Source organism: Flavobacterium columnare, assembly GCF_014844295.1.
Classification (GTDB): domain Bacteria; phylum Bacteroidota; class Bacteroidia; order Flavobacteriales; family Flavobacteriaceae; genus Flavobacterium; species Flavobacterium columnare.
Map to the genome: position 1 here is coordinate 2,842,632 of NZ_CP054494.1, position 18,827 is coordinate 2,861,458.

23 protein-coding genes and 1 pseudogene are annotated in these 18,827 nt (G+C 29.7%); 18 read left to right on the top strand and 6 right to left on the bottom strand.

Features of this window, described 5'->3' with window-relative positions:
• Nucleotides 1-143: 143 nt before the first annotated feature.
• The 8 genes from menA to HUE53_RS14545 all read left to right on the top strand — a co-directional run bounded on the left by menA (nt 144) and on the right by HUE53_RS14545 (nt 6,348).
• Entirely contained in the window at nt 144-1,058 is a 915-nt protein-coding gene (gene menA / locus HUE53_RS12450; RefSeq protein ID WP_192188545.1) for a 1,4-dihydroxy-2-naphthoate octaprenyltransferase, read from the top strand.
• Entirely contained in the window at nt 1,058-1,840 is a 783-nt protein-coding gene (locus HUE53_RS12455; RefSeq protein WP_192188546.1) for a hypothetical protein, read from the top strand. The genes menA and HUE53_RS12455 overlap by 1 nt, the downstream gene beginning before the upstream one ends.
• A gap of 296 nt (nt 1,841-2,136) precedes the next feature.
• Entirely contained in the window at nt 2,137-3,345 is a 1,209-nt protein-coding gene (locus HUE53_RS12460) for a tetratricopeptide repeat protein (RefSeq protein WP_014164582.1), read from the top strand.
• 20 nt (nt 3,346-3,365) lie between these two features.
• Nucleotides 3,366-4,412 carry an o-succinylbenzoate synthase gene (locus tag HUE53_RS12465; RefSeq protein WP_014164581.1) on the top strand — a complete coding sequence of 349 codons (1,047 nt, stop codon included), beginning with the start codon at nt 3,366-3,368 and terminating at the stop codon, nt 4,410-4,412.
• A gap of 260 nt (nt 4,413-4,672) precedes the next feature.
• Nucleotides 4,673-4,972: a hypothetical protein gene (locus HUE53_RS12475; RefSeq protein WP_097609770.1), complete on the top strand. Its 300-nt coding sequence runs from the start codon at nt 4,673-4,675 to the stop codon at nt 4,970-4,972.
• A gap of 45 nt (nt 4,973-5,017) precedes the next feature.
• Nucleotides 5,018-5,341, top strand: a complete 324-nt coding sequence (locus HUE53_RS14365; protein ID WP_225556151.1) for a hypothetical protein — start codon at nt 5,018-5,020, stop codon at nt 5,339-5,341.
• 15 nt (nt 5,342-5,356) lie between these two features.
• The gene (locus HUE53_RS12480) at nt 5,357-6,034 is read left to right on the top strand and encodes a transposase (RefSeq protein WP_225556152.1); all 678 of its coding nucleotides are present in this window, start codon (nt 5,357-5,359) and stop codon (nt 6,032-6,034) included.
• A gap of 158 nt (nt 6,035-6,192) precedes the next feature.
• Nucleotides 6,193-6,348 (top strand): transposase, encoded by a 156-nt coding sequence (locus HUE53_RS14545; RefSeq protein ID WP_014164502.1) that lies wholly within the window; start codon nt 6,193-6,195, stop codon nt 6,346-6,348.
• A gap of 69 nt (nt 6,349-6,417) precedes the next feature.
• Here HUE53_RS14545 and HUE53_RS12490 read toward each other — a convergent pair whose 3' ends face one another.
• Nucleotides 6,418-6,684: a helix-turn-helix domain-containing protein gene (locus HUE53_RS12490; RefSeq protein ID WP_014164503.1), complete on the bottom strand. Its 267-nt coding sequence runs from the start codon at nt 6,682-6,684 to the stop codon at nt 6,418-6,420.
• A gap of 65 nt (nt 6,685-6,749) precedes the next feature.
• On the opposite strand from HUE53_RS12490, the gene HUE53_RS12495 reads away from it, so the two are divergent.
• On the top strand, nt 6,750-6,974 hold the full coding sequence (locus HUE53_RS12495) for a hypothetical protein (protein WP_225556153.1): 225 nt from the start codon (nt 6,750-6,752) through the stop codon (nt 6,972-6,974).
• The gene (locus tag HUE53_RS12500) at nt 6,934-7,545 is read left to right on the top strand and encodes an IS630 family transposase (protein ID WP_077225306.1); all 612 of its coding nucleotides are present in this window, start codon (nt 6,934-6,936) and stop codon (nt 7,543-7,545) included. Before HUE53_RS12495 ends, HUE53_RS12500 begins: the two co-directional genes overlap by 41 nt.
• Nucleotides 7,546-7,960: 415 nt before the next feature.
• Here the strand turns inward: HUE53_RS12500 and HUE53_RS12505 are convergent, their stop codons facing one another.
• Together HUE53_RS12505 and HUE53_RS12510 are read right to left on the bottom strand one after the other, a co-directional pair.
• Entirely contained in the window at nt 7,961-8,335 is a 375-nt protein-coding gene (locus tag HUE53_RS12505) for a YchJ family protein (protein ID WP_014164506.1), read from the bottom strand.
• 51 nt (nt 8,336-8,386) lie between these two features.
• Complete coding sequence (locus tag HUE53_RS12510; RefSeq protein ID WP_014164507.1) at nt 8,387-9,991, bottom strand: class I SAM-dependent methyltransferase; 1,605 nt, start codon at nt 9,989-9,991, stop codon at nt 8,387-8,389.
• A gap of 104 nt (nt 9,992-10,095) precedes the next feature.
• Between HUE53_RS12510 and HUE53_RS12515 the strand changes: the two genes are divergently transcribed.
• From HUE53_RS12515 to HUE53_RS12545, 7 genes are all read left to right on the top strand, one after another.
• Nucleotides 10,096-10,722, top strand: coding sequence for a Crp/Fnr family transcriptional regulator (locus HUE53_RS12515; RefSeq protein ID WP_014164508.1), 627 nt, complete (start codon nt 10,096-10,098; stop codon nt 10,720-10,722).
• 66 nt (nt 10,723-10,788) lie between these two features.
• Entirely contained in the window at nt 10,789-12,207 is a 1,419-nt protein-coding gene (locus tag HUE53_RS12520) for an MBL fold metallo-hydrolase (RefSeq protein WP_097609754.1), read from the top strand.
• Nucleotides 12,208-12,291: 84 nt separating this feature from the next.
• The gene (locus HUE53_RS12525) at nt 12,292-13,716 is read left to right on the top strand and encodes an MBL fold metallo-hydrolase (RefSeq protein ID WP_014164510.1); all 1,425 of its coding nucleotides are present in this window, start codon (nt 12,292-12,294) and stop codon (nt 13,714-13,716) included.
• On the top strand, nt 13,713-13,937 hold the full coding sequence (locus tag HUE53_RS12530) for a hypothetical protein (RefSeq protein ID WP_077225303.1): 225 nt from the start codon (nt 13,713-13,715) through the stop codon (nt 13,935-13,937). Before HUE53_RS12525 ends, HUE53_RS12530 begins: the two co-directional genes overlap by 4 nt.
• 461 nt (nt 13,938-14,398) lie before the next feature.
• On the top strand, nt 14,399-14,587 hold the full coding sequence (locus tag HUE53_RS12535; RefSeq protein WP_014164512.1) for a hypothetical protein: 189 nt from the start codon (nt 14,399-14,401) through the stop codon (nt 14,585-14,587).
• 278 nt (nt 14,588-14,865) lie between these two features.
• Nucleotides 14,866-16,338 carry an IMP dehydrogenase gene (gene guaB / locus HUE53_RS12540; RefSeq protein ID WP_065213593.1) on the top strand — a complete coding sequence of 491 codons (1,473 nt, stop codon included), beginning with the start codon at nt 14,866-14,868 and terminating at the stop codon, nt 16,336-16,338.
• A gap of 203 nt (nt 16,339-16,541) precedes the next feature.
• A complete protein-coding gene (locus tag HUE53_RS12545; protein WP_192188547.1) occupies nt 16,542-16,748 on the top strand; it encodes an acyltransferase family protein in 207 nt (68 codons plus the stop codon).
• Between the two features lie 135 nt (nt 16,749-16,883).
• Here HUE53_RS12545 and HUE53_RS12550 read toward each other — a convergent pair.
• From HUE53_RS12550 to HUE53_RS12560, 3 genes and pseudogenes are all read right to left on the bottom strand, one after another.
• A pseudogene (locus HUE53_RS12550) lies at nt 16,884-17,135 on the bottom strand (integrase core domain-containing protein); the annotation flags it as partial.
• 12 nt (nt 17,136-17,147) lie between these two features.
• Entirely contained in the window at nt 17,148-17,747 is a 600-nt protein-coding gene (locus tag HUE53_RS12555; protein WP_192188549.1) for a DDE-type integrase/transposase/recombinase, read from the bottom strand.
• 48 nt (nt 17,748-17,795) lie between these two features.
• Complete coding sequence (locus tag HUE53_RS12560; protein WP_065213596.1) at nt 17,796-18,062, bottom strand: transposase; 267 nt, start codon at nt 18,060-18,062, stop codon at nt 17,796-17,798.
• A 42-nt stretch (nt 18,063-18,104) separates the two neighbouring features.
• On the opposite strand from HUE53_RS12560, the gene HUE53_RS14550 reads away from it, so the two are divergent.
• Complete coding sequence (locus HUE53_RS14550) at nt 18,105-18,818, top strand: acyltransferase family protein (protein WP_065213597.1); 714 nt, start codon at nt 18,105-18,107, stop codon at nt 18,816-18,818.
• Nucleotides 18,819-18,827 lie beyond the last annotated feature (9 nt).

Consider the following 18,827-nt stretch of genomic DNA (forward strand, 5'->3'; position numbering starts at 1 on the left):
TATAACAAGAGTTTTAGTAATTTTTGAAATTTATAATTTTATTTTTATTTTAAAAGAATTATTAATTTTGTTATTTATTATAATTCAAATGATCATTTTTTTCTAATTGCCATTGTGAGTTATTCTTTATATTAAAAAAAAATATGAAACACTGGATACAAGCTGCGCGTTTACGAACTTTACCTTTATCTCTTTCTGGTATTTTGGTAGGGAGTATGTATGCGTATAAAACAAGCCAATTGACTACTATTGAATCATTTGATTGGAGAATTTTTGTACTAGCTATCTTTACAACTATTGGATTTCAAGTACTTTCAAATTTTGCAAATGATTACGGAGATGGAGTAAAAGGGACAGACGCCAATAGGATAGGAGAAAAAAGATTGGTTGCAAGTGGAGAAATAACTCCAAAACAAATGAAAATAGCTGTATATATAACCGCTATTATTAGTTTTTTATCCGCATGCTTACTTATTTACCTTTCTTTTAAAGATATGTATCTCAATTACTCTCTTTTTTTTCTTGTATTGGGGATTGTTTCTATTATAGCAGCCATAAAATATACTGTTGGAAATTTTGCGTATGGCTATAGAGGATTAGGAGATATTTTTGTTTTCATCTTTTTTGGTTGGGTAAGTACCATGGGGGTTAATTTTTTGTTTACAAAAGATTTTAATGCTTTACTCATCTTACCCGCTTCTGCCATTGGTATGCTTAGCGCAGGAGTATTGAATTTGAATAATATGCGAGATGAAGTATTAGATCGTAGATCAGGAAAAAATACTTTAGTTGTAAGAATAGGCGGTAATAATGCAAAAAAATATCATTATTTTTTAATTATTACAGCCATGATTTTAATTCTTCTATTTGGCTACTTATCTAATTTTACTTGGGAACAATACTTTTTCTTAGTAGGATATTTCCCTTTGATAAGCCATCTTATGACTGTTCGTAATTGCTCAGATAATAGATCATTAGACCCTGAGTTAAAAAAATTAGCAATAAGTACTTTTTTAATATCTTTAATATTATCATTAACATTAATTTTTAATCAATAATGAATTGTAGTTATCATCCAATTGCAGAAAAAGAAATAAACGAATGGTATTGTGATTTGAAATTTCAAAGTATATTGGATCATGTATATTATGAAATTGTAAAAAACGGTAGACGTTTTAATCTTGGTGAGGAAAGTTTAAAATCCTATGTTGAAATAATGAAAATGGCAGCAAAAAATGCTCAGTCAAAAAATAATTTTGATGAAGCCCATGCTTACAACATAGCCCTTGTTCAAGGTCTTTTTAGAAAATATTTTTATTTAAAAGATTTTTCCTTTTCAAAACTAATAGATAAAAAATCCTATTTTGAGCGATATACCAAAAAATGGCAAGAAATAGTAAAAAAAGAAAAAGAAATACTTCTTAATTTTAATAATAAAATTTCAGGAGAAAAAAGTGGAGGAATATATATACCTTCTAATAAAGTAGTAGAATTATTACAAGATTATAGTAAAAAAGGAAGTGTACAAGATGATTTGAATTCTTTTTTTGGTGAACACATTACGATTTTTTTAGATAGCTTAGAATATGCTAGGCATAATAATCTAGGTTTATTAGAAGCAGCAGGTATTATAAATAAAGATTTTTTACTATCATCAAGCGATGTGAGCGATATTATCATAGAAAACTGTGATACTCAAAGTCTACAATTTGGATCTCAAACAAACCTGTCAAGACAAGAAAAAGTAAGAGAAATAATGTTAGATATTCCTATTGCAAAAATACCTGAAACAGAATCTAAAGTAGAAAAAAAGAGCCTTTGGAAAAAAATATTTGGATAAATATTTAGTTTTTATTTAAAACTATCTAAAAGCAAACTTAACCATCATATTCTATATGATTTTAACCTAGATTAAGCATTAGACTTTTGATAAATCTAAAAAACATGGAAAATTTTTCTTGTAAATGTTTTACTACATTGAAAAAGTCCTTTTTTAAATTCAAAGACATTTTTATGTCTAATAAATTCTAATGCCTACTCTAGAGTTAAGTTTTTATCCTTATATAAAAACAAGTATTATAATTATTTTTTACCTTTTATACGGTTTGCGTACTTTAATTTTTGAGATGAATTAAAATGAAATTCCATTTTTATAATATACTTATTACTCTGAGTTTTTTTACAGGATATACACAATCCCCTTCAGGTTATTGGGATAATCAACGTGGGACGACTAAGGAAGTAAATCTTTCAGCTGGCGAAAAATTAGTCGTAAAAACCCAAGATTTACCCGTTGGAACTACTGAAATAGCGTATCGTATTACATTGCTTGACGAAAATCAAAAGATGGTAAATGATCTTGCATCTGTATTGAAAGCTATTCCAGATCCTTATTTTATAGGAAAAGGCACAGGAAGTGCTATTTCTTTAGTTTCATCTATTTCAGGAGTTGATAAATGTACGTACGCTATATTTGTAGATGAATTATCTAGTAATGATTTTATTAAAACAGAATCAATACAAAAAGCTTGTTTATATCAAAAAAATCCTGTAAGCAAAGATGCTAAATTAATTTCTTTAAAATCAGTCTGTCTACATGAAAACACTAAAAACCTTTGGTTTACTTTTAAAAATCAAAATTGGTTAATGAGTGAAAAAATAATATTAGAAGTTATTCCTTGGGTAGATTATACAGCTAGTAAAGGGTGGACTAAAAACAATAAAGAGATTATTTTAGAGATTATTAAACAAACTTCTTTATCTAAAACTTTAAAAACAGATGTATCCAATGCAATTGCTTTTGGTTTGCTTAATAAGATAATGGATAAATATCGTTTTCAAGATTTCTTAAATTTAAGTAAACAAGAACAGATTTTTTTTATAGAACAAAATGATCCAATATGTTTTAAACAGGCCAATTCTATGCCTCTTTATAATGATTTAATTTGTAAACAAGCTCAAAATTTATTTAAAAATAAAAAAGAAGAAGAAGCTATTAATTGGATTCAAAATAGATTAATTAATACAGAATACGCTAGTTCTTTAGATTATAATCTCTTGGCTGAAATGTATATGTACACAAACCAATTTGAGAAATCATTGCAAACCTTACTTTTGGCAGAAGATAAGGATAAGAGCGAATTAAAAGTAAAATTAAATTTAGCCCATATTTATATGTTTTTAGACGAAGTGTCTAAATCTAAAGAAATTCATAAAAAATATAAATCTCAAAATATTTCAGCTAAGCAAACATGGGAGAATAAAACTATAAATGATTTAGAAAAATTTAAAAGGTTATCTCTACCACAAGAAAATTTAGATAAGATTTGGAGATTATATAATTAAGTATAAAAATATAATCTAAAATGAAAGCAACTTATATAAAACATCTATTGGATTTTAAACGTCCTGCGGGAACTTCAAGAGGCGTTTTAAATCAGAAAGAAACTTGGTACCTAATTTTAGAAAAAGACAATAAGAAAGGAATAGGGGAGTGCGGCGTACTACGCGGATTATCCGTTGATGATCGACCAGATTATGAAGAAAAGTTAAAATGGGTTTGTAAGAATATTCATTTAGGAAAAGATAAACTTTGGACGGAATTACTAGCATTTCCTTCAATACAATTTGGGGTTGAAATGGCTTTTCAATCATTAGAATCTTCTAATCCTTTTGAATTATTTCCTTCTAAATTTACAACAGGAGAAGATGCTATTCCTATTAACGGCTTAATATGGATGGGAGATAAAGCATTTATGAAACAACAAATAGAAGAAAAAATTAATCAAGGCTTTTATTGTATAAAAATGAAAATAGGAGCTATTGATTTTGATCAAGAATATAAACTATTAAAATTTATTCGTTCAAATTTTTCGAATGAACAGATAGAGTTGCGAGTGGATGCAAACGGAGCTTTTGATTATACAACAGTATTTGATAAATTGCAAAAATTATCGGATTTGTCTATTCATAGTATAGAACAACCCATAACAAAAGGGCAAAAAAAATACATGAAAGACATTTGTAGTAAGTCAGAATTACCCATTGCACTAGATGAGGAATTAATAGGTGTTTTTTCATTAAAGGAGAAAGAAACTCTTTTATTAGAAATAAAACCTCAATATATTATATTAAAGCCTAGTTTTATAGGTGGATTTAAAGGTACTGATGAATGGATTCAGTTGGCTAAAAAGTATAATATTGGTTGGTGGATTACTTCTGCACTAGAATCCAACATCGGTTTAAATGCCATTGCTCAGTATACATTTATGAAGCAAAATCCTATGCCTCAAGGTTTAGGTACTGGTTCTTTGTATCTTAATAATATTGATTGTCCCTTAGAGGTTACGAATGGCTTTTTATCTTATAATCCAAAATTAGAGTGGAAGATTAAATCTATAAATGTTTTTTAGAAGTTGTCAAAAGAGCGTTTTATATTATTAAACGGTACTTTTTTGGGGAAGATTAACTTCACTTCAGCTGAATCTTTTAATACTAAAATAAAAGCTTTTAGAAGTAAATTTAGAGGAGTTAGAAATATAGAGTTCTTCTATTTAGGCACATTCATAATAACATAAACACTTGCTTATCAATAAAATAAGTCTTATATTAGAAGAAACAAACCCCGAAAAAGCTCAAAAAGAGTCAAAAACGGGGTTTTTCTTTAAATGCTATGGCAAAAAAAATACGTTTAAGCGAATTTCAATACCAAATTCCATTTTTTACCCTCAATAAAGATTTTGATGGTTTTTACGCCCAATTTTTAAAAACAGATTTGGGAAAAATTTATCTTTCGATGCCTTTTTCAGAGCTAGCTCAAGCCTTCAAACTGAAAGATTTTCAAAAAGGAACTCATTGTTATTTTAGCCCTAAGGGTAAAATAGCTCTGATGATGCTTAAAAACTACTACGGCTGTTCTGATAAAAAGTTAATTGAACTTCTCAACGGAAATATCTTTATGCCATTTTTTTGAGACATTCTGATTCCGATTGATAAACCATTGAAAAACTTTAAAATCGTGAGTCAAATCAGAATGGAGCTATCCAAAAATTTAACCATCCGTAAAGCCCAAGAAGTACTAGCAAAGAGCTGGATTCCTTATATGGGAGATTTAGACAAAATGCTTACGGATGCTACCTGTTATGAGAGCGAAGTGCGCTTTCCTACAAACCAGAAATTGCTTTGGGAATGTGTAGAGTGGAATTATAAGCAAATGGAATCTTTATGTCATTTATTTAAAATAAAACTACCAAGAACTAAATATTTAGATTGGTGTAAGCGATACAAAAAATATTCAAAAAAGAGAAAAAAACAATCAAAACATCGCACAAAAGTTACCTGAAGATTACTTAAATTATTGTACAAACTCAATGACGAACTTAGCCGTATTGAAACACAAAATCCATTTGAAGCCACTACAAAATACAGCAAACAACGCTTGATTATCAATCAGGTACACAAACAACAACTTCAGATATTTAAAACCGGCAAAAGTCTTCCAAACAGGATTGTAAGTATTAGCAAAAGTTATATCCGCCCAATTGTCCGTGAGAAAGAAATAAAGCAAGTTGAATTTGGAGCCAAAGTAAACAAAATTCAAATCGATGGCATCAATTTCATCCAACACATTCAATATCGAGCTTTCAACGAAGGAACTCGTCTGCAAAGCAGTGTCTTTTGCGCCCAGAATTTAACTAAAACAAAAGTAAAAATACTTGGAGCAGATGCCATTTACGCCACCAACAAAAATCGAACGTTCACTACAACCAATACTATCCAAACCGATTTTGTACGTAAAGGAAAAGCTGGAAAAAATGAAGAACAACGCAAAATTTTAGCCCAACACATCAAGAAAGAACGAGCTACTCGCCTAGAAGGAAGTTTTGGCAAGGAAAAGGAACATTACCATCTCAAGAAAATCAAAGCCAAAACCCAAAAAAGTGAGATACTTTGGATTTTCTTTGGCATTCACACAGCCAATGCTTTAGAAATAGGACGAAGAATTTATCAGCAACAGCAAACTTTAGTAGCATAAAAAAATGAAAACTAGCCTCACTGGGGAACGTGCGTCCTGTTGCGAACCAAAAACCAATTTTTAAACATTTGAATCCGCCAAAAAACAAAAATGACCCAAAATTGTAAATCAAAATGGGTCATTTTTTTATTTTTTTACAAAAGTGTGGTTACTTCTGAATGTGCCTATTTCTGTTACCAATTCCTCCATATTGTCCAGAACTCAACCCTGCTGAAAAAATATGGCAATGGATGAAAGATAAAATTGCAATGAAAATTTATAATACTCTAGCCGAATTAAATCAAAAAATGGAAGAATTGATCAAAAACAGCTGATAATGAATTAATTAAATCAATGACAGGCTATGAGTTTTATATAAAAGCTTTTTACAGTATTTTTAAAGTTTAAATGGTATTAGTATTGTTTCCTCCACTTCTAACACATAACATTTCAGAAATACCTTTTTTTAAATAGTCTTGAACCCAAACTCTTACTGTCTTTTCCGTTCTCCCGAGCTTCTTAGCGATATCACTATAATAAACATATTTCCCTTTCTTAATTAGAATCAAAGTCTTTACTCGGTCTTTCTTCAAAGAACCTGATGTCTTTGCTAGTAATTTTTCTAAAAAATCAAGATCTTCATTTATTACTATTTGAATTTTTTTTGGCATGCCTAAAATTACAAATTATTCTAGTAAATTCAAAATTAAAATGGTATAAGCAAATATCAGATAAAATGGCTAAGTCTATTGAGCAGAAATTGACTGATCCAAAAACAACAATTACATCTTATATAGAATTATTAAAATTACTTGAAGCAGAACTAAACGAAACGGTTAACTATGGAGCTTTATACGCTCATTGTAGACGAAAACATCAATCAAAGTTAAAAATAGCAAGAAAATCCCATTACAAAAAGGATGAAAACGCGGAAGCGTTTTTTAAAAAACCTTGTAAATAAGCTCGAAGAGTGTAGAATTATTCTTAATAAAAATAATTTCAAATCTGTAAACTTATATTTTCAAGATGAAAGTCGCTTCGGGTTGATCACAAAACAAAAAAGAGTTATTACGGCAAAAGGAATAAAAGCCATTGGTACCTATAAGCACAGTTATCTTTATAATTGGCTTTGGGGAAGTTTTTCCCCCATAACAGGTGAGAGTTTTTGTATGACAACACAGAGTGTTTGTAAAGAATTATTTATAAAATATTTGGAAGATTTTAGTAATCACAAACCAACAGAATTAAAGATTATAATAATTGATAATGCAGCATTTCATTCCACAAAAGATGTAATAATTCCTCAGAACATATTTCTGTTACCAATTCCTCCATATTGTCCAGAACTCAACCCTGCTGAAAAAATATGGCAATGGATGAAAGATAAAATTGCAATGAAAATTTATAATACTCTAGCCGAATTAAATCAAAAAATGGAAGAATTGATCAAAACAGCTGAGAATGAATTAATTAAATCAATAACAGGCTATGAGTTTTATATAAAAGCTTTTTACAGTATTTTTAAAGTTTAAATGGTATCATTTTTAAACTAGCAACTTGAATGAATTAGTTTTAGATAAACTATCTAAAATAAAAAATAGGTATCTCAATTTATTTTATCAATAAATAAAAATCTCATAACGAGTATTTTTTAATTTATGTTTTTTAAAATCAATTGTTTAGAAATTATTTATTCACTGTTTAGAGTATACTAACTGAATAAAGTTACCCCAGATTAGGTATTAGAAATTTATTACAAATACAAATGACCTTGAATCTAAAAAGTACTCCATTTTTTGTCCTCAATGTATTAAAATTACAGCTCTGGTAAAAAAATTTCGTTCCTTTTTGCCTTCTTTGCTCTTTTCCTCTTCATTATACTAACACATAGTCTGGGGTTAAAAAACACTTATAAATCTTTTAGATAGATTTTAATTTATATTAAAACTAACCTATTTCGCCTTCTACATAATACCATATTCCTCCTTGTTTTCTAAAACTAGATTTTTCATGATGACAATGTGATTGAAGATTGCTATCTATATAATATGCTTTAAATTCAACATTCTGTTCTGTTGCTTCTAAAACTTCTAATTTTAACCAATTATTCTGGGTAGCCCAAGCCAAAAAATCTTTTTTAGTATAAAATTTTCTCGTACTAATGTGTGTCGTATTCAATAAATAATCTACTTGATGTATACAATATGCGCTATAACGAGATCGCATTAATTCTTCGGCAGTACTAGGCTTACTAATACCTAGTATGAAAGGTTCACAACATTCGTGAAATATTTTTTTTGATCCACAGAAACAGTTATTCATTTTGTTCTAAATCTTTATCCTATTTATATTATTTATCTATTTAAAAAATAACTAGTTACCCTTTAATAAATGAATACTTACTGTAGCATAATCTGTATTAGGAAAACGTTGTGTAAAACGCTCATCAGAATAAAGTCCTACTTTTTGAGCTATTTTTACAAATTCTTCAATTTCTAATATATATTGATCTGATAAACCATGTGTTACGTCGTAAGCGGTAGCGGGTGTTTTACCTATGTTTTTAGAAACAATATTTGGATTTACAGTATGAAGCTCAATCAGTAGAAGTCCGAATTTATGAACGTATTTTGCCCATTTTTCTAAATGCTCATATAAGTTTGCTTCTACTGTATTATTTGATAATTGTTTTCCTCTATACGAAAAAGCTCCTGTAGAGCTACTTTCGATATCATAATTGTTTTTAGGTTCACTCCAAATTCTATTATGATCTAAGAATGTACGAACATTTAATAATTCGTTCAAATCAATATTATAGTTTTCTTTTAAATCTGTTGCTAATAAATCTGGATTGCCTATATCTCCCCATATTACTTTAGCCCAAATGTCAGCTTTTATTAAATTAGCTCTAGTTACCTTTAAAGCTACTTGATTATAATCAACTCCTACTAAAAAAAGCGGATATTCCTCTAACATTTTTCCACGCATTGTTTGTCTTTCAATAACGTTAAAAATATGTTGTAAAAAAGCACCGTTGCCACATCCCATATCTAAAATTCCTTTAGGTTGTTCAGAAATAGGGCGATTAAAGAGTTCTATTATAATTTCATCAATAACTTTAAAATAAGTATTATGAGCGCCACCGCTACCCCAAACATTCATTTCTCTATTTACGTGTATTTCTACATCATTAATAGCTATATCTCTTAATTTATTAGGATTGCCAAATAATAATATTTCAAGATTTTTTAGCATTGGTAAATAAGAAACAGTTACTCCATAAGCGGAAGCTCGCTTAGCATAAAAAAGACCTGATTCGGTAAATTGATATTTTCCTTTTCGTTCTGTAAACCAACCTAAAGAGGTGAAAAAGTTTAACATAACAGTAAAAGCTTCGGGTTCTTTATGAAATTCATCGGCTCCAAATGAAGTTTCCATAAAATATTTATGAAACATACCTGTCATTCCTAAATTTACTATTAAAGGACCTACTAAAAATCCCTCTAAGTGTTTTATAATCTGATGTTTAATTTTTCCTTCTTCTGAATTTAGATCAAGAGGTAGAGAGTTTATTTTTTTTAACTTTTCAAATAAAGGAGCTAATATAGAAATAGTATGTTCATTAATGCTATTAGATGTAAATACATCCGTTAGAAACAATGTTTGAGCAATATCATGGTATAAATCAAACTGAGAAAAAGCCAATTCAGTTACATTATTAATCTTTAAACTTACTTTATTTTGGTGATTATCTACAAAATAAGTTATAAATCCTTGAGAGGCTAAAGCTCTTAATGCAATATTTAAATATCCTTCATTTAAGTTAAAAATATTTTTTAATTCATCTAGCGTAACTTCTTTTTTATCAATAATATAATCTGTAATTTTTTTTTCTTTAAGTAAAGCTGCTATAGGTAAAATTACAATGCCATCTAGATGCCTAAAAATAGATTCTCTCAATTCTGTTGTGTTCATCATTAGTTTATTAAGTTTACTTGCACAAAGTAGTAAATTTTAATGACTTTTTAAATTTTAAAGATGAGATAAGTAACTTATATTTGTAGGATGTTTTTTAATTTTTTATGAGAGATATAATCAAGCTAAATTTCCCTAATTTTCATCCACAACTAATAGAAGAAATAGAGGAAAACGCCTATATACAAAATATGAAGGCAGGTGAAACAATAATGCGTTCAGGTCAATTTATTCGTCATACTGTTTTAGTTATAAAAGGAAAGATAAAGTTATACCGTGAAGATGACGAAGGAAATGAATATTTTATGTATTATCTTCAACCGGGACAAGCCTGTGCTATTTCTATGATTTGTGCCACTAGAGAAGAAACCAGTGCTTTAATGGCTAAAGTAGTAGAAGATGCAGAGCTTATTATGATACCTCTTGCATTAATGGAAAAATGGATGAGTAAACACCGTTCTTGGTATGAGTTTGTAATAGAAACCTATAGAAGTCGTTTTGAAGAAGTTTTAACGGTTATAGATAATATAGCTTTTAAAGCTATGGATGAGCGCTTAGAATTTTATTTAAAAAGACATCGAGATGCTTGCAATTGCAAAGATATAAAACTATCCCATCAAGAAATAGCTTCCGAATTAAACACATCTAGGGAAGTAGTGTCACGTTTGTTAAAAAAAATGGAGCAACAAGGGGTAGTTAAATTATATAGAAGCCATATTGAAATCAATTTTTAAGAGCTGACAAAAGTCAGCCTTTTTTTAAAAATTGACTTATACCTTTGTCCTTTTGATAAAATTATTATGAAAATAGAACAAATCTACACAGGATGTTTAGCTGAAGCTTGTTATTATATAGTTTCAGATGGAGAAGCAGTTATTGTTGATCCTTTAAGAGATATAGAACCCTATTTAGATTGTTTAAAAAAAGAAGGCGTTACCCTAAAATATATTTTTGAAACCCATTTTCATGCTGATTTTGTTTCTGGACATATAGAATTAGCTCGTGCTACAGGGGCAACCATAGTGATTGGCCCCACCACTACAAAAACAGGCTACCCATGTCATATTGCTTTTGATAATGAAATTTTTCAATTAGGCAAGTCTTCTATCAAACTAATTCATACACCAGGCCATACATTAGAAAGTTCTTGCTTGTTATTAATAGATGAAAATCAATTAGAAAAAGGTATTATAACAGGAGATACCCTTTTCATAGGTGATGTAGGAAGACCTGATTTGGCTCAACATGTTATGACCGAGTTGTCAGAAGACAAACTTGCTCGGTTATTATATCATTCATTAAGAAATAAGATTCTTCCTCTTCCTGATCATTTAATTGTTTATCCCAATCATGGGGCAGGAAGTGCTTGTGGTAAAAACATGAGTAAAGAAACTACGGATACATTAGGTAATCAAAAAAAAGTAAATTATGCTTTAAACCCTAATTTAACAGAAGATGATTTTGTACAAGCTGTTTTAGAAGGATTAATGCCTCCACCTCCTTATTTTCCTAAAAATGTATTACTAAATATTAAAGGGTATGAAAGTTTATATTCAGTTATAAACAGAAGTCTTAAAAAATTAGATATAACACAATTTGAAAAATATATAGAAGATCCTACAATTTTATTATTAGATGTTCGTAATTCTGATGAATTTGCAAAAGGTTTTATTCCTAATAGTATAAATATAGGACTGAATGGAAACTTTGCCCAATGGGTAGGAGAGTTGATACCTAATATTGAGCAAAAAATATTATTAATAACAGAAGATGAAGAACAGCCTTTAGAATCTATTATTCGTTTATCAAGAATAGGGTTTGATCAAACTATAGGTTATTTAAAAGGTGGATTTAAAACCTGGAAAAATTGCAATAAACCGTTTCATACCATCCAAAGGATGAAAGCAATGGAGTTAACTAAAATTCTAAATGAAAATTCTTACATAATAGATGTGCGTAAGATAAATGAATATAATTCTCAACATATAACAAATAGTATAAACATTCCTCTACATCTATTAGAAAATAATTTAAATAAAATACCACTAAAAACTACTTTTTTTATACACTGTTTAGGAGGATATAGAAGTATGATGGCAGCATCTATATTATACAAAAAAGCAATTACAAATTTTATAGAAATTGAAGATGGTTTCAATGGAATAAAAAAGACAGAAATTAGATTATCAGACTATCAAACTCAAACCTGTATGTTATAATTTTATATAAGATTAAAGGTTTGTAACTATTATCACTATTTGTTATAAAAATAAATAGTATTTTTGTAGGACAAATTGATAATAATGCAGATAGAACAAATTTATACAGGTTGCCTAGCCCAGGGTGCCTACTATATTACCTCAAATGGAGAAGCTTTAATTGTCGACCCTTTAAGGGAAATACAACCGTATTTAGACCGTTTTAAAAGAGATAATGTCCTTTTAAAATACATTTTTGAAACGCATTTTCATGCTGATTTTGTTTCAGGTCATTTAGATTTAAGTAAAGCTACTGGTGCCCCAATAGTATATGGTCCAACTGCCAAACCAGAATTTGATGCAATCATAGCACAAGATGAGCAAATATTTAAGGTAGGCAATGTTGCTATTAAAGTTTTACATACTCCTGGACATACCATGGAAAGTACAACTTACTTATTAATAGATGAAAACGGAAAAGACCATGCTATTTTTTCAGGAGATACTCTTTTTATAGGAGATGTAGGCAGACCTGATTTAGCCCAGAAAGCTGCTAGTATGACTCAAGAAGAATTAGCGGGTACATTATTTCATTCATTACGAAATAAAATTATGCCACTTGCCGATGATGTAATAGTTTATCCAGCTCATGGAGCAGGGAGTGCTTGTGGTAAAAATATGAGTAAAGAAACTAGTTCCACTATTGGACAACAAAAAGTTGACAACTATGCCCTTCGCTTTGATATGGATGAGGCTGAATTTATAGCAGAAGTCCTAGATGGATTAACTCCTCCTCCTCCATATTTTGGAATGAATGTAGCTATGAATAAAAAGGGGTATGTTTCATTTGAAACGGTATTAAATAATGGATTAAGACCTTTGTCAGCCAAAGAATTTAATGATTTAGCAGATAACCAAGATGCTATCGTTTTAGATACACGACCAGCCGCTGTATTTCATTTAGAGCATATCCCACAATCTATTAATATTGGAATAATAGGCGATTTTGCCCCTTGGGTAGGAACACTCATTGCTGATGTTAATCAGCCAATTCTTATAGTTTGTGAAGAAGGAAAAGAAGAAGAAACAATTACCAGACTTAGTCGAGTAGGTTTTGATAATCTCCTAGGTTATTTAGAAGGAGGCCTGAAAACATGGAAAGAATCAAAAAGGGAAACAGATCGAATTAATAGAATAAGTGCAGAAGAATTTGCTCAAAAAGTAAATTTAAAAGATGATATAATAATAGATGTTCGCAAAGAAAACGAATACCAAGCAGAACACCTAGAGGACTCCTATAATAAACCACTCGCTTATATTAACGATTGGATGAATACTATTCATCCCAAAGAACATTTTTATATACATTGTGCAGGCGGTTACCGTAGTATGATTGCCGCATCAATACTTCAAGCACGTGGCTATCGAAACTTTACAGAAATTGAAGGGGGATTTACAGCTATTTCTAAAACTAATTTGCCAAGGACTCATTTTATTTGTCCAAGTAAAATGTTAAATTCTAAATTATGAAACGATTTTTTTTAAATTGGCATATAATCCGTTTTTTTCGCTTAGCATTAGGTGTTTTTTTAATTTTTCAAGCCTTTGAAACTCATCAATGGATTTTTTTAGGATTTGCAATATTCTTTTTATTTCAAGCCTTTTTTAATATAGGATGTAGTTCAAATACTTGTCAAATTCAATTAGAGGATAAAAAAAGTAATGATTCATTTCCTAAACATTACAAATAAAGATAAACCAGTATTAATTAATTTTTGCGACTTGCTATGGCTCCTGTCAAGTATTAGGCTCCATACCATCTTAAAAAAGTAAAGGGAATACAAGGAGATTGAATAGATGTAAACAAAAATAAATAATTAGCAACAAAATATCTGGTAAGAGGAGTTACAAGCTTAACCCTTTTTTAAAAAAATAATCCATAGGATGTTTCAGGATTACTACAAAAAGATAAAATTATAAAAGTACTAAAAGAGAGCACCTTATAAAATTATGTTAAAGAAGTATTTTTTAACTCTTTTAGGTAGTACATTTGGTCTTATAGCAGGCTACCTTTATTACCATTATGGTTCTATATCGGGAACTTGTTTGATTACCTAAAATCCTCTGAATAATAGTGTTTATATGGTGCTGTTTTAAGGGGAGTAGTAGGAAGTCTATTTAAATCAAAAAAATAACTTTTAAAAATTTTAGTATGAAAAAATTAATTTCATCAGTAGCATTAGTAGCGTTTGTATTTTCTTCTAGTGTATTTGCACAAGAAGTAAAAGAAGAGAAAAAAGACAAAAAAGCAAAAACTGAAAAAACTTGCTCTAAAGAAGACAAGAAAGCGTGTACTGAAAAAAAAGCGTGTTGCACAAAAAAAGCTGAGAAAAAAGCTTAATTATTCTAAATTTTATAGATTAAAAGAATAATAAAAAGCTGTCCGAGAAGTAAAAATAAAATTTATCTGGTTTAAGTCTAAGGAAAGTCTCATAATAAATACATGATCGATTTTTTAATTCATTAAATCCTCTTTAAATTATATTTATACACTTTTCGGGCACTTTTTTTTGTTTAAAAAATATGAAAATCAGTAAATTTTAGTATTAAATTTAAATTAAATTGCTAAAATTTACAGTTAATTTCCTATATTTGTTCGCAATTTAATCGTAAATTGCAATGAACGCACACACAACTAAAATTATCGGTGAAGGACTAACTTACGATGATGTATTGCTTATTCCTAACTACTCACAAGTACTTCCAAGAGAAGTAAGTATCCAAACAAAATTCACTAAAAATATTACTTTAAATTTACCTGTTGTTTCCGCTGCAATGGATACTGTTACAGAAAGTGCAATGGCTATAGCTATGGCACAAGAAGGAGGAATAGGAGTTTTACACAAAAATATGTCAATCCAGCAACAAGCAGCAGAAGTACGTAAGGTAAAAAGAGCTGAAAGTGGAATGATTATTGATCCTGTAGTATTAAATCTTGAAGCAAATGTAGGAGATGCCAAAAGTGCGATGAGAGAATACGGAATTGGCGGAATACCTGTGGTTGACCAAAATAAAAAATTAAAAGGAATTGTTACTAATAGAGATTTACGTTTCGAAAAAAATAATCTAAGAAGTATTACTGAAGTAATGACTTCAACTAATTTGGTTACAGCTCCTGAAGGAACAACTTTGGAAAAGGCAGAAGAAATTTTACAAGGTAATAAAATAGAAAAATTACCCGTTGTTAATGCTGAAAACGAGCTAGTAGGCCTTATTACTTTCAGAGATATTACAAAACTTACTCAAAAACCAAATGCTAATAAAGACAAATACGGACGTTTACGAGTAGCTGCAGCTTTAGGCGTTACAACAGATGCTCTAGAAAGAGCAGAAGCCTTAGTAAATGCAGGTGTTGATGCGGTTATTATAGATACAGCACATGGTCATACTAAAGGAGTAGTTGAAGTATTAAAGCAAGTAAAAAATAAATTTCCAGAACTCGATGTAGTAGTCGGAAATATTGCAACACCAGAAGCTGCATTGTATTTAGTTGAAAATGGAGCTGATGCTGTTAAAGTTGGTATTGGACCAGGTTCTATCTGTACTACTAGAGTCGTGGCAGGCGTTGGTTTTCCTCAATTTTCTGCTGTTTTAGAAGTAGCAGCTGCACTAAAAGATAGTGGTGTTCCTGTTATAGCAGATGGAGGTGTTCGTTATACAGGAGATATTCCTAAAGCAATAGCAGCAGGAGCCTCTACAGTTATGTTAGGATCTTTATTAGCAGGAACCAAAGAATCTCCTGGAGAAACTATTATCTTTGAAGGTAGAAAATTCAAATCTTATAGAGGAATGGGATCCGTAGAAGCTATGAAAGAAGGTTCTAAAGATCGTTATTTTCAAGATGTTGAAGACGATGTAAAAAAATTAGTTCCGGAAGGAATTGTAGGAAGAGTACCTTATAAAGGAGAATTAAATGAAAGTATGCTTCAATTTATAGGAGGATTACGTGCAGGAATGGGATATTGTGGTGCTGCTACTATAGAAGAATTACAAGAAAAAGGGAGATTTATTAGAATTACTTCGAGTGGTATAAGTGAAAGTCATCCTCATAATGTAACCATTACAAAAGAAGCTCCTAATTATTCACGTTAAAAGAGTTATTCAAAATAAAAAGATGGGAGGCAAAAAGTAGTAACTTAACGTCTAGTTTTCCCTTCGAACAAAGGGAGAAGTCATATTGCTATGGTGATTTGCTTCGTATCTTCACTTTGTTCGAGCCTCCCTTTGGTCTAAATGACAAGATTGTAATCTTTCAGACCCTCTTTTAACTAAAGTAAAAACAAATAAGATTACTAATGAAAGAGTATTATCCTAGTTTAACTGGAGTACGCTTTGTTGCTGCCAGTATGGTTTTTTTTCATCATTTTAATCCCGTTTCAACAAGAACATCATTTCCTTTTTTATATGATTGTTTTACTGAAATGCACATTGGTGTCACATTGTTCTTTTTTTTAAGTGGATTTTTAATTGCAAACAGATATTATGATCAAAAAATAAATTGAAAATTTATTTTATTAATAGATTTTCAAGAATTTATCCAAGTTTTTTTATTTTAACTACGTTTACTTTTTTATACATTTATTATAAAACTAATACACTCAATATAAAATTATACTTACTGAATATGTAAACTTCCCTCAATTAGCTACATTCAAAACTAAAGAATTCCAATCAATAATTTTAAATTTCTCTTGTTGAAATGTGGGAAACTCTTCGGCGGTTTCAAAGTTGAGTTTCCCAGATTTCAACAAGAACCCTATAGGCGTCATATAATTCAGCCCAGAATGAGGTCTTTCATTATTATAAATCCATATCCATGCGTTTACATAATTCTGCATTTGGCGGGTTGATTCAAACATATAACAATCCAATACTTCCTGTCGAAATGTTCTATTAAAACGCTAAATCAAACTGTTTTGGGTAGGTTTTCCAGGTTGAATATAGGTTAATTCTATTTGATTATTTTGGCACCAATCCTTCATCTTTTGTGCAATAAATTCGGGACCATTATCTACACGAATTCGCTCTGGTTTACCCCTCCATTGGATTAAATTGTCTAATTCATTAATCACCCTTTGAGCAGGCAAGCTGTTGTTGACAGTAACCATTAATGCTTCCCTATTAAAATCATCTATGACATTAAGAGAACGAATTTTCCTCCCATCTTGTAGCGTATCCTGCATAAAATCAATACTCCAAGTGATATTAGGTTGAATTGGTCTGAGCAAAGGTTCCTTTATTCTTGCGGGAATTCTTTTTTTACGCTTACATCTTAAATTTAGCCGCATTTCTGTATAAATCCTATAAACTCGTTTATGATTCCATAGATAATCTAAATTTCTCAAACGGTTATACATCATCCAAAAACCCCAAGTACGATGAGATTCAGCCAATTTTAATAACTCTTCGGAAATTTGAAGGTCGCAATTTTTTCGTTTGGACTTATAATAAAACACAGAAGTACTTGTACGAAACAGCTTACAAGCCTGACGAAAGCTCATTTTAAATCGCTTCCCAACATAGATAACAAGCTCGCGCTTCGGCAGGCATTAAAGCTTTTTTTTGATTACATCTTTTAAAACGGTGTTTTGCAAAGTGAGTTCGGCAACATTTTTTTTATACTGGCTCAATTCTTTTTCAAGCTCTTTTAATTGTTTGAGCTGATTGGGTTCAATGCCAGAATATTTACTTTTCCATTGATAAAAAGTGGGCTGACTTATACCAAATTCACGACAAATTTCATTGACCGTTTTGCCCTTGTCTTGTTCTGAGATAATTTTGATGATTTGTGTCTCAGTAAATTTACTTTTTTTCATATTGCTAAAATTAAAAAATTATACTTTTAATCGTAGCTGTTTTTGGGGAAGCTTACAAATATAACCTTTATAAAGGGTTTTTTTAATAATTTAAAATTTACAGGAATTGCTCAGACTTGGTCGTTAACAGTAGAGGAATTTTTTTATTTATTAGCGCCTTTCTTTTTTATCTTTATTAAGAAAAAAAGATTCTCTATTTATTTTTTACCTATTATTTTTATGATCTTAGGACTAATATTTTATAGAAATGATATAAACTTTATGTTAGATTTTACTTTTTTTGGTCGATCTTTCGAATTTTTTTCGGGAATATATCTAGCCTTATTTCTAAAAAAGAATAATAAAGTTTTTTTTACTATCAATATGACTTATCTTGGAATTTTATTTACTTCCATTGGTCTTTTGGGATTAGTATATTTAAAACCAGGGGAGGGATTATATGGTAATGATCTTTTACTTGGTAAAATTATAAATACTATTTTTTTTCCATTATTTGCTTTTACTCCACTTTTTATAGGTTTAATTACAGAAAAAACTATTATTGAAAAGCTTCTTTCAACTCAAATAATACAAATTTTAGGCAAAAGCTCTTACGCTTTTTACTTGATTCATCTAGGTATTTTTTATGATTTTTTTCATAAGTATTTTAATTATTGGATAACTTTTATACTTATAAATTTTATTTCAATATTATTTTACACTAAAATTGAAATTTTATTTCACAATCTAATAAAACGACGAATTGAAAGTATTTAAAATACTTAA

Coding starts and splice junctions, on each gene's coding strand:
- HUE53_RS12545 (WP_192188547.1), top strand. CDS start 16,542: ATGAAAGAGTATTATCCTAGTTTAACTGGAGTACGCTTTGTTGCTGCC.
- HUE53_RS12465 (WP_014164581.1), top strand. CDS start 3,366: ATGAAAGCAACTTATATAAAACATCTATTGGATTTTAAACGTCCTGCG.
- menA (WP_192188545.1), top strand. CDS start 144: ATGAAACACTGGATACAAGCTGCGCGTTTACGAACTTTACCTTTATCT.
- HUE53_RS12525 (WP_014164510.1), top strand. CDS start 12,292: ATGCAGATAGAACAAATTTATACAGGTTGCCTAGCCCAGGGTGCCTAC.
- HUE53_RS12475 (WP_097609770.1), top strand. CDS start 4,673: ATGGCAAAAAAAATACGTTTAAGCGAATTTCAATACCAAATTCCATTT.
- HUE53_RS12530 (WP_077225303.1), top strand. CDS start 13,713: ATGAAACGATTTTTTTTAAATTGGCATATAATCCGTTTTTTTCGCTTA.
- HUE53_RS12510 (WP_014164507.1), bottom strand. CDS start 9,991: ATGATGAACACAACAGAATTGAGAGAATCTATTTTTAGGCATCTAGAT.
- HUE53_RS12515 (WP_014164508.1), top strand. CDS start 10,096: ATGAGAGATATAATCAAGCTAAATTTCCCTAATTTTCATCCACAACTA.
- HUE53_RS12560 (WP_065213596.1), bottom strand. CDS start 18,062: ATGAAAAAAAGTAAATTTACTGAGACACAAATCATCAAAATTATCTCA.
- HUE53_RS12535 (WP_014164512.1), top strand. CDS start 14,399: ATGAAAAAATTAATTTCATCAGTAGCATTAGTAGCGTTTGTATTTTCT.
- HUE53_RS12490 (WP_014164503.1), bottom strand. CDS start 6,684: ATGCCAAAAAAAATTCAAATAGTAATAAATGAAGATCTTGATTTTTTA.
- HUE53_RS12505 (WP_014164506.1), bottom strand. CDS start 8,335: ATGAATAACTGTTTCTGTGGATCAAAAAAAATATTTCACGAATGTTGT.
- guaB (WP_065213593.1), top strand. CDS start 14,866: ATGAACGCACACACAACTAAAATTATCGGTGAAGGACTAACTTACGAT.
- HUE53_RS12555 (WP_192188549.1), bottom strand. CDS start 17,747: ATGAGCTTTCGTCAGGCTTGTAAGCTGTTTCGTACAAGTACTTCTGTG.
- HUE53_RS14545 (WP_014164502.1), top strand. CDS start 6,193: ATGTGCCTATTTCTGTTACCAATTCCTCCATATTGTCCAGAACTCAAC.
- HUE53_RS12455 (WP_192188546.1), top strand. CDS start 1,058: ATGAATTGTAGTTATCATCCAATTGCAGAAAAAGAAATAAACGAATGG.
- HUE53_RS12520 (WP_097609754.1), top strand. CDS start 10,789: ATGAAAATAGAACAAATCTACACAGGATGTTTAGCTGAAGCTTGTTAT.
- HUE53_RS12500 (WP_077225306.1), top strand. CDS start 6,934: ATGAAAACGCGGAAGCGTTTTTTAAAAAACCTTGTAAATAAGCTCGAA.
- HUE53_RS12460 (WP_014164582.1), top strand. CDS start 2,137: ATGAAATTCCATTTTTATAATATACTTATTACTCTGAGTTTTTTTACA.
- HUE53_RS12495 (WP_225556153.1), top strand. CDS start 6,750: ATGGCTAAGTCTATTGAGCAGAAATTGACTGATCCAAAAACAACAATT.